Raw genomic sequence first — 6,725 nt, 5'->3', positions numbered from 1 at the left:
GATGACGGGCGAGCGCGAGCTGGTCGAGCGGGTGCGGTGGGGAATTCTGGCGACCGGCGGGATCGCCGCTGCGTTCACGGCGGAACCGCGCCGCAACGGCTGCCAGCTCCTGATTGGGACACGGGGTCCAGTCAGGCTCATGTGAAGTAGCTGCCTCCCAAAACGCGCGGTTCGCGAAGTAGATGACGGACAGCTGGCCGACGGACGCAATGAGCACGCCCTCGTCCTCGGAGTCGCCTTTCCTGTCAAGTTCAGCGTGTTGAAGTTTGGGTCCAGGTCGAGTTCGCAGTGTCGGCCGGGGGCACCCAGCCCCCTCCATGGCCCGGCGAGTCATTCCTGACTCGATCGAGTGCATTTCGCCCTTCTGGCGGTTTATTCCCTTCTGTGGTGTCAAAAGTAGTAAAAGTGCACGGGGAGTGAGCGAGGAGGAGGAGATATGTCTGGTTCCTTGGCGGTAGGGCGGCGGCGGTGTGTCGCGGTGCTGGGTGCAGCGCTGTTGGGGGCGGTGATGTCGCTGCCTGGGGCGGCCACTGCGGCCGAGCAGCCCGCCCACTCCGGCGTCGGCCTGCCGCAGGACCCTATTCCGCAGGGCTATTTCTTCATCCGAAACTTCGAGAGCGGTCTGGTGCTCGACATCGCAGACGGCAGCACCGAGCCCGGCGGCCGGGCCATTCTCTGGGACAGGAAGCCCAGTGATAACGACAACCAGCTGTGGAAATATGACGAGGGCTTCTTCGTCAACAAGAAGAGCGGGCTCGTCCTGGAAGTCCCCGGTTACGAAAACGGCGGAAACATCAAGCTGGGAACGGCCCTCGTTCAAAACAAAAGGCGGGAACAGCCGGAGAGCCTCAACCAACTCTGGGCGTCCAACTATGGCTATTTGATGCCTTACGACCCCAAGGTTGTCGTCAGCGCCGAAGGCGACAACCTCACACGGGGCGCGGCGGTCGTTGTCGATAGCTCAGTGGACTTCCCCAACAACATTAGGCAGCAATGGGCTTTCGATTCGCCATAAACGCGAGGATCAGCTCATAGCCGCTCTTGGGCTTACCTTGGATACGAAACCCGCTCAGCGCCCAGTGGCACACGGTCAGGCCCGACCGGCGGTGACGGCTCACCATCGAGCAGATGGCTGAGCACGTTGATTCGTACCCGCCTGTCCCCGCAGTCCGTACGCCACAGCTCCGCGGGCGCGGGCGACGGTCAGCGGCGGCCGCGCCGGTTCGGCGACGTCGTCCTGGTTTCCGGTCCCAGGCCTCACAGATCGTCCCTATGGGATCAGGGAGGGCTGTGACATTGCGGAGGGTGAGATCAGCTCTGCCCGGACCGGGTGCGGGCGAGGAACGCGGCGAGGTCGCCGGTGGCCTCGGGGTCGGCGGCGGTGGGCCGGGCCGCGAACGCCAGCTGGTCGACGCCGGCGCCCGGCGCGAGGTGCGCGAGTTCGGTGAGCAGTGCGGCGTGGGCGAGCAGATGCGTCGGCAGCAGATCGGCGGCGGTCACGCGGGCGGCCGGATCCGCGTAGTGCCCGCGGTGCGCGGCCAGGGCGTGGGCGAGCCACGCGTCGACGTCCTTCTGCACGTACCAGCCCGCGCGGCGGGTGAGTTCGTCCCGTACGGCTTCGTCGCCCTCGCGGGGCTCAGTCTGCTCCAGCGTGCCGAGCTCGCGCAGCGCCTGGAGCTCATCGGCGCGGGCCGCGATCCGGGCGGCTTCGCGCAGCTCGGCTTCCCGGGCGGCGGCGGCCGCGGCTTCGGCGGCGAGCTCCTCCTGGACGACGTCGTCGGTGTCCGGGGCGTAGGCCGAGCCCGGGGCCGCGGCGGCGAGCAGCTGGTCGATTCGCTCCCACTCCGCGAGCTCCGCCCGGCCGCGGGTGTCGTCGGCGAGGTGCTCGTGGCGGGAGCCCTGGCGCGCGTCGAAGCGGGCGTCCTCGAGGGCCGCCGCGACGGCGGCCGCAGTCATCCCTTTCGCCCGGCGGCGCACCACCCGCCAGCCGATGCGCGCGTGGTCGACCGGCTCGCGGGGAACGGCCGCGCGGGGAACGGGACGGCGGACAGTGCGCCGAGGCGGCCAAGGGCTGCTCATCGGGGCCTCGCATTCGGGGTGCGGAGTAAGGAGGGGGCCGCCGCCAGAGCGCTGTGCGACGGCCCGCGAATAAGGTTTATAGCAGGCCTTTAATTTCGCGTGGTCAGAACTCTATCTCTATCGACCGCACGTGCGTGAAATCCGCTCGGAGACCCTGGGCACGGGATCCCCATTCCGTGAAATAGGACTCGGTGATGGCCTCCGCGACGACCGGATGCCGGTCTTCCTCCGTCGCACCAGCCTCCTGCAGACGGAGGATCTCAGCGGCGTAGGTGGGCGAGATCGCCGTGCTGATGAACCGCTCGCGGCCGTCGTCCAAGCTCCCCGTGCACGCGAATCCGAAGTAGGCGTAGACCTCCACCTGCATACCGCCGGTCGTCGCCGCGCGCTCCCGCGCTTGTGCTCTGACCTGCGGTTGCCACTGGGATTCGGTCTCCTCCACCAGGGCCGCCTGGAGCCTCTTCTGAGGCTTCGTCTGCTGTCCGGCGCGATAGCGCTGCACGGTACGGGTCGAGACGCCCAACTGTTCGGCGAGGGCCTTCGTCGACTGCTTGGCCCGCTTGTAGAGGAATTCCACCTGAGCCTTCGCGGATTTCGGCGCGGGCCGGGTGAACACCTTGCGCTCCGCCCGCACGAGGGCGTCCAGGACCCTGTTGGGGCGCGGGGCCGGCTGCTGCGTGTCGTCGCTGTCGATCATTCATCCAGCAGACACCCGTTCCCCTGTGGATAGATTCCGTGGTCGGGTGCCCCACCGCTGCGGGAGGGGTTGACGGCGCAGGTCAGCGGGTCGTGGGTGGAGGGCCACGTCCAGAGCAAGGGGCTGGCCATGGCGTTGCTGGAGTTCTCCGACCGACTGCCGCAGTGTTCACGCTGCCGGGGCAACCTCATCATGAGCGGGGTGGCGCCGCAGGACGACGAACACGGGCGGCCGATCCACCTGGAGCTGTGCCCGGTGTGCGACACCGGCGACGTGGACCGCCCGGCGGCCGGCCTTCTTGTCCAGTGGTTCGCCAACCATGGCGGTCATGACGAGAGTCGCGTCAAGGAGGGCTCACACCTGCTGATGGAGTGGACGAAGGAGTGCATGGCCGCCTGGCCTGCGGCAGCACGGCCACGTCTTCTTCGGCGACATAGCGGTGCGCTACTACAAGCACAAGGCGCGCTGGACGTACGACGAACGGGACATCCGCGCCGCCGGCCGGACTTTCGCGGAGCTGGACCTGAACCTGGACGATGTCGTCGACGTGCAACTGCCCGCGTACCGCGACATCCCGGAGCGCGACCCGGAGGAGTGGCACCGCCCCAACTGGCGGCGCCGACTGGTGTCGTGGATGGTCGACCGGGCCCGCAACAAGCTGGTCCGGGAGGAGCGCCCGTACGAGGAGTGGGGCGCCTGGCGGGACATCGGCGCGAACGGACTGCCCGGCAACCTGACGTGGGAGGAGTTCGTCGCATCGAGCAGCCAGGCCCGGCACCTGGGGAATCCTGGCCGAGACCGAGCAAGGGCTGTTCGTCCTCGTCGCGCACACGGTGCGCCGCCACCAGTCCTGACCGCTCGGCCTACCCAGTGACAGCGCTGGAGTCCGGCGGAGGCTCGCGATCCGTCGGCTCGTGCGACGCGGTCGGGATGCTGCCCGGTGCCCAGCCGAGAACTTCCTCGAAACGGCGGGCCGCGAAGGGAACGGGCGGGCGTCCGCGATCACTCTCGTGGAGCCTGATGGTCGCCTGGCTCAGCTGGGTGCGATACGCAAGCTCCCTCACGGAGATGCCCTCGGCTTCCCGGAACTCGATGAGAGCTTTCGCCAGCCGCTCGGATTCTTCGCTCATGGCCAAAGCATTCCGTATCATGAACGCTCGGTCAGCATCCTGGCTTGATCCGCACGCAACTTGCGCTTCCCGCCGCTCTGTCAGGAGCCGAAGTCGTTCTCGGCCGAAGGCCTACATGCCGCCCTCTCAGGAGGGGAGACGGACTGAACCCGTGCGATCCGACGCCAATGAGCCAGATCATCGGTAGTTCGGAGAAGGCCCGCTCTGCGGCAGCTGCAACACCCGCGAAGGCACGGGCATCCCGTACTACTTCCTCCGACTCGAAGGCGCCGCACTGCATCTCCTGGAATGCCGCGGCTGCCTTGAACAGCGGACCCTGCCGCGCCGGTTCCACATCGACGTCGTCCGCGCACACCTGGAGCAGACCGAGCGGCACGGGCGCTGCAGCCGGGAGCCGTACGCACGCGAGCTAGAGCACGCGCAGGGTGTTCACCGGTTCCAGCTGGAGTGCAGCGGCTGGCACGCGACCGGGAACTGGACGAAGGACGTCACGGCGTTCGAGGTGGCCGCGCTCGTGCGGGCCTTCGTCGACGCGTCCCTCACCACGCAGGAAAGCCGGCCGTCTCCCGGCACTGCCACGGGCACGGGGTGACCGCCGCACGGCGGTGTCGTTGAGCACGGCATCGCGCGCATGACCATCCGACCCCCCGCGGGAGCCCCGGACCATATCGGTCCGGTGTGCAGCACTTCAGTTGGCGAGTTTCGCCACGTACTGTGCTCAGGCTGCAACGCCCTGCCCGAGCCGTTGTGTCGTGTGGGATCATCGGCCGCATGATCGAAGCTCCAGCACGGAAGGGCGGCCTCCGCCCCGCCCGATGACGTGGCCGGACGAGGCCGTGGCCGACGGCACCGCCACGACACCCGCCCACCCTTCCCGTATCGCGCTCTTCGAGACGATACGCGCCGACCGCACCGGCCCCGTCGCCACCCGGCTACTCCGGCTCGCCCACGCCGACACCCCCTTCGTGCGCCGAGAGGCCTTGGACCTCCTCCATAGCCTGGCCCGCGAACGGCCCTGGCCAGAGGCCGTCAACGCCGCAGTGGCCCGGCTCAGTGACCCCGACGAGGAGGTACGGCGCCGAGCCGCGTGCCTCTTCGGCTACCGCGGGCAGCCCCGCCTGGTTCTCGCGGCCCTCGGCGAACTCGCCGATCCTGTCGTGCGCACCATCCTGGCCAGGGCGCTTGGCCCGACCGCCGCCCACCTGACGGATGATGACCTCGCGTCGGTCCGCTTCCTCGCCCACCTGGAGACGCTGCGGGCAGCGCCACCCACGCGATGGCACTCCCTGGACGCCGCACTCCTCGACGACGTCCGGGAGGCCGCGCACCACCTGGCGGGCATCGGGCACATCTGGGGCCAGGCCTTGTACGGACTGAGGCGCGAACACGACACGTACGCCCTCGTGGCCCGCCTCCTCGCCGACCCCGCCACCCGGGACATCGGCGCCGACCTGGCCCGCGAGGCGTGCCACGACTGGCGGGTGGCCCCGGTCAGGCTGCTGCCGCTGCTCGTCCAGCACCGCGGCCAGAAGGTCACCCCGGCTCTTGGTGCGGCCCTCACGACAGCCTCGATCTCCGAGGCGGCGATGCGGACGCACGGAGTTCTCCTCGCCGAAGTCCCCTTCACGCCGTCTCCGAGGGCCCGCCGGATCCCGTCCACCGCGACGGCGTACGACAGCGCATCCGCCGCCGCGCTCCTCGCCGCCAAGCCTGCGGGCATCGCCCGCCTCGCTCACGCCTCTGAGATCTTCGAGGCCCTGCTGGACGCCGGCCCGCTGACCTTCCGACAGGCGGCCCAGCTGTACAACCTGACCTTCCGTCGCCCCGGCCGCTCACAGGCGGAGTGTGCCCCGCTGTGGCTGCGGCACGCCGGTCCTTCCGCGCTGTCCCGGCTGCTCGCCCTCATGACACCGCACCTGGCCGACTACGCGGTCGGCGAGTACTACCTGGCAGGTCTCGCCCGGATGGGTGGCCACGCGCGCCCCGCGCTGCCGGCCGTGACGGCGCTGATCGACAGGCGTACCCGCATCCCCGTCAACGACTCCACCCGCGACGCCGAGATGAGACTGGACGAAAGCCTTCTGGCCGCCGCTCTCAGCACCCCCCGTGCGATCCTCGCAGACGCCGTTCCGCCGCCTCCTGCCCCGCCGTCTCCCCAATAGCCGCCAACTCAAGTCCTTCACCCGCCAAGTGAAACGCGCAGTCACGTCCGGGGCTCGCGGGCTGTTCGGGGCGCGGCTGCTACAGATCGAACTCCAAGTGCTCGATGTCGGTGAAGCGGACCTCCTTCAGCTGGCCAGCGCGGCGGCCGTTGTCCTGGAAGTACACCTCCTTGAGCGCCTCAGCGGCGAGCTCCTGGAGGCGCTGGTCGCTTTCTCCCCGCTCCTGAGCCTCGAAGAGACGGGCGGCGTAGCGGGGCGGCAGGGCGACGGTCAGGTGCCGGATGCGGTCCTGGTCCGTCGACCCGATCGGCGCGCTGTAGCCGAGACGGGCGCGGGTGTCGATGACGATGCCGCCGGTCGTCGCCGCCTTCTCGCGGGCCTTCGCCCGGATCTGGGGCTGCCACCGGGCCTTCACCTCGCGGTCCAGGCGCGCGGCAAGGTCCGGGCGCGGCTTCTTGATCTGGTCCTTCCGCCGCCGTGGGTAGCGGCTGGGCGTTCAGTTGCTGAACACCCAGGCCGGGGGCGGGTCAGCGTTTGATGCGTCCACGGATTGCGAGGGCGCCTAGCCTCACCGTTTCACTTGGGGACGGCTGACTCCGGGGCGGAAATGCGAAAGTGCCTTCCTGACCTGGGACGATGAACCTTGCTGAGGGGTTC

General features: G+C 69.2%; 7 protein-coding genes and 3 pseudogenes. 4 read left to right on the top strand and 6 right to left on the bottom strand.

Annotated elements, in window-relative coordinates:
* Positions 1-217 (bottom strand): annotated as a pseudogene (locus tag AB0D57_RS46765) (hypothetical protein); the annotation flags it as partial.
* 219 nt (positions 218-436) lie between these two features.
* Here AB0D57_RS46765 and AB0D57_RS46760 point away from each other — a divergent pair.
* The gene (locus AB0D57_RS46760) at positions 437-1,015 is read left to right on the top strand and encodes an RICIN domain-containing protein (RefSeq protein WP_362088622.1); all 579 of its coding nucleotides are present in this window, start codon (positions 437-439) and stop codon (positions 1,013-1,015) included.
* A 296-nt stretch (positions 1,016-1,311) separates the two neighbouring features.
* Here AB0D57_RS46760 and AB0D57_RS46755 read toward each other — a convergent pair whose 3' ends face one another.
* On the bottom strand, positions 1,312-2,079 hold the full coding sequence (locus tag AB0D57_RS46755) for a hypothetical protein (protein ID WP_362088621.1): 768 nt from the start codon (positions 2,077-2,079) through the stop codon (positions 1,312-1,314).
* Positions 2,080-2,182: 103 nt separating this feature from the next.
* Positions 2,183-2,776 (bottom strand): terminal protein, encoded by a 594-nt coding sequence (locus tag AB0D57_RS46750; protein ID WP_362088620.1) that lies wholly within the window; start codon positions 2,774-2,776, stop codon positions 2,183-2,185.
* 129 nt (positions 2,777-2,905) lie between these two features.
* Here AB0D57_RS46750 and AB0D57_RS46745 point away from each other — a divergent pair.
* Positions 2,906-3,118, top strand: a pseudogene (locus AB0D57_RS46745) (DUF6300 family protein); the annotation flags it as partial.
* 97 nt (positions 3,119-3,215) lie between these two features.
* Complete coding sequence (locus tag AB0D57_RS46740) at positions 3,216-3,650, top strand: hypothetical protein (RefSeq protein ID WP_362088619.1); 435 nt, start codon at positions 3,216-3,218, stop codon at positions 3,648-3,650.
* Here AB0D57_RS46740 and AB0D57_RS46735 read toward each other — a convergent pair.
* Together AB0D57_RS46735 and AB0D57_RS46730 are read right to left on the bottom strand one after the other, a co-directional pair.
* The gene (locus AB0D57_RS46735; protein ID WP_362088618.1) at positions 3,640-3,906 is read right to left on the bottom strand and encodes a helix-turn-helix transcriptional regulator; all 267 of its coding nucleotides are present in this window, start codon (positions 3,904-3,906) and stop codon (positions 3,640-3,642) included. The two genes, AB0D57_RS46740 and AB0D57_RS46735, sit on opposite strands and share 11 nt — an antisense overlap.
* Before the next feature lie 429 nt (positions 3,907-4,335).
* Positions 4,336-4,485 carry a hypothetical protein gene (locus tag AB0D57_RS46730; protein ID WP_362088617.1) on the bottom strand — a complete coding sequence of 50 codons (150 nt, stop codon included), beginning with the start codon at positions 4,483-4,485 and terminating at the stop codon, positions 4,336-4,338.
* Between the two features lie 236 nt (positions 4,486-4,721).
* Here AB0D57_RS46730 and AB0D57_RS46725 point away from each other — a divergent pair, with 236 nt between their 5' ends.
* Entirely contained in the window at positions 4,722-6,068 is a 1,347-nt protein-coding gene (locus tag AB0D57_RS46725) for a hypothetical protein (RefSeq protein ID WP_362088616.1), read from the top strand.
* Between the two features lie 79 nt (positions 6,069-6,147).
* Here the strand turns inward: AB0D57_RS46725 and AB0D57_RS46720 are convergent.
* Positions 6,148-6,531 (bottom strand): annotated as a pseudogene (locus AB0D57_RS46720) (XRE family transcriptional regulator); the annotation flags it as partial.
* Positions 6,532-6,725 lie beyond the last annotated feature (194 nt).

The sequence above is a fragment of the Streptomyces sp. NPDC048275 genome (assembly GCF_040652275.1).
In the GTDB taxonomy this organism is placed as follows: Bacteria; Actinomycetota; Actinomycetes; order Streptomycetales; family Streptomycetaceae; genus Streptomyces.
This window is presented reverse-complemented; position numbering and strand designations above follow the sequence as displayed.

Coding starts and splice junctions, on each gene's coding strand:
- AB0D57_RS46750 (WP_362088620.1), bottom strand. CDS start 2,776: ATGATCGACAGCGACGACACGCAGCAGCCGGCCCCGCGCCCCAACAGG.
- AB0D57_RS46760 (WP_362088622.1), top strand. CDS start 437: ATGTCTGGTTCCTTGGCGGTAGGGCGGCGGCGGTGTGTCGCGGTGCTG.
- AB0D57_RS46725 (WP_362088616.1), top strand. CDS start 4,722: ATGACGTGGCCGGACGAGGCCGTGGCCGACGGCACCGCCACGACACCC.
- AB0D57_RS46735 (WP_362088618.1), bottom strand. CDS start 3,906: ATGAGCGAAGAATCCGAGCGGCTGGCGAAAGCTCTCATCGAGTTCCGG.
- AB0D57_RS46755 (WP_362088621.1), bottom strand. CDS start 2,079: ATGAGCAGCCCTTGGCCGCCTCGGCGCACTGTCCGCCGTCCCGTTCCC.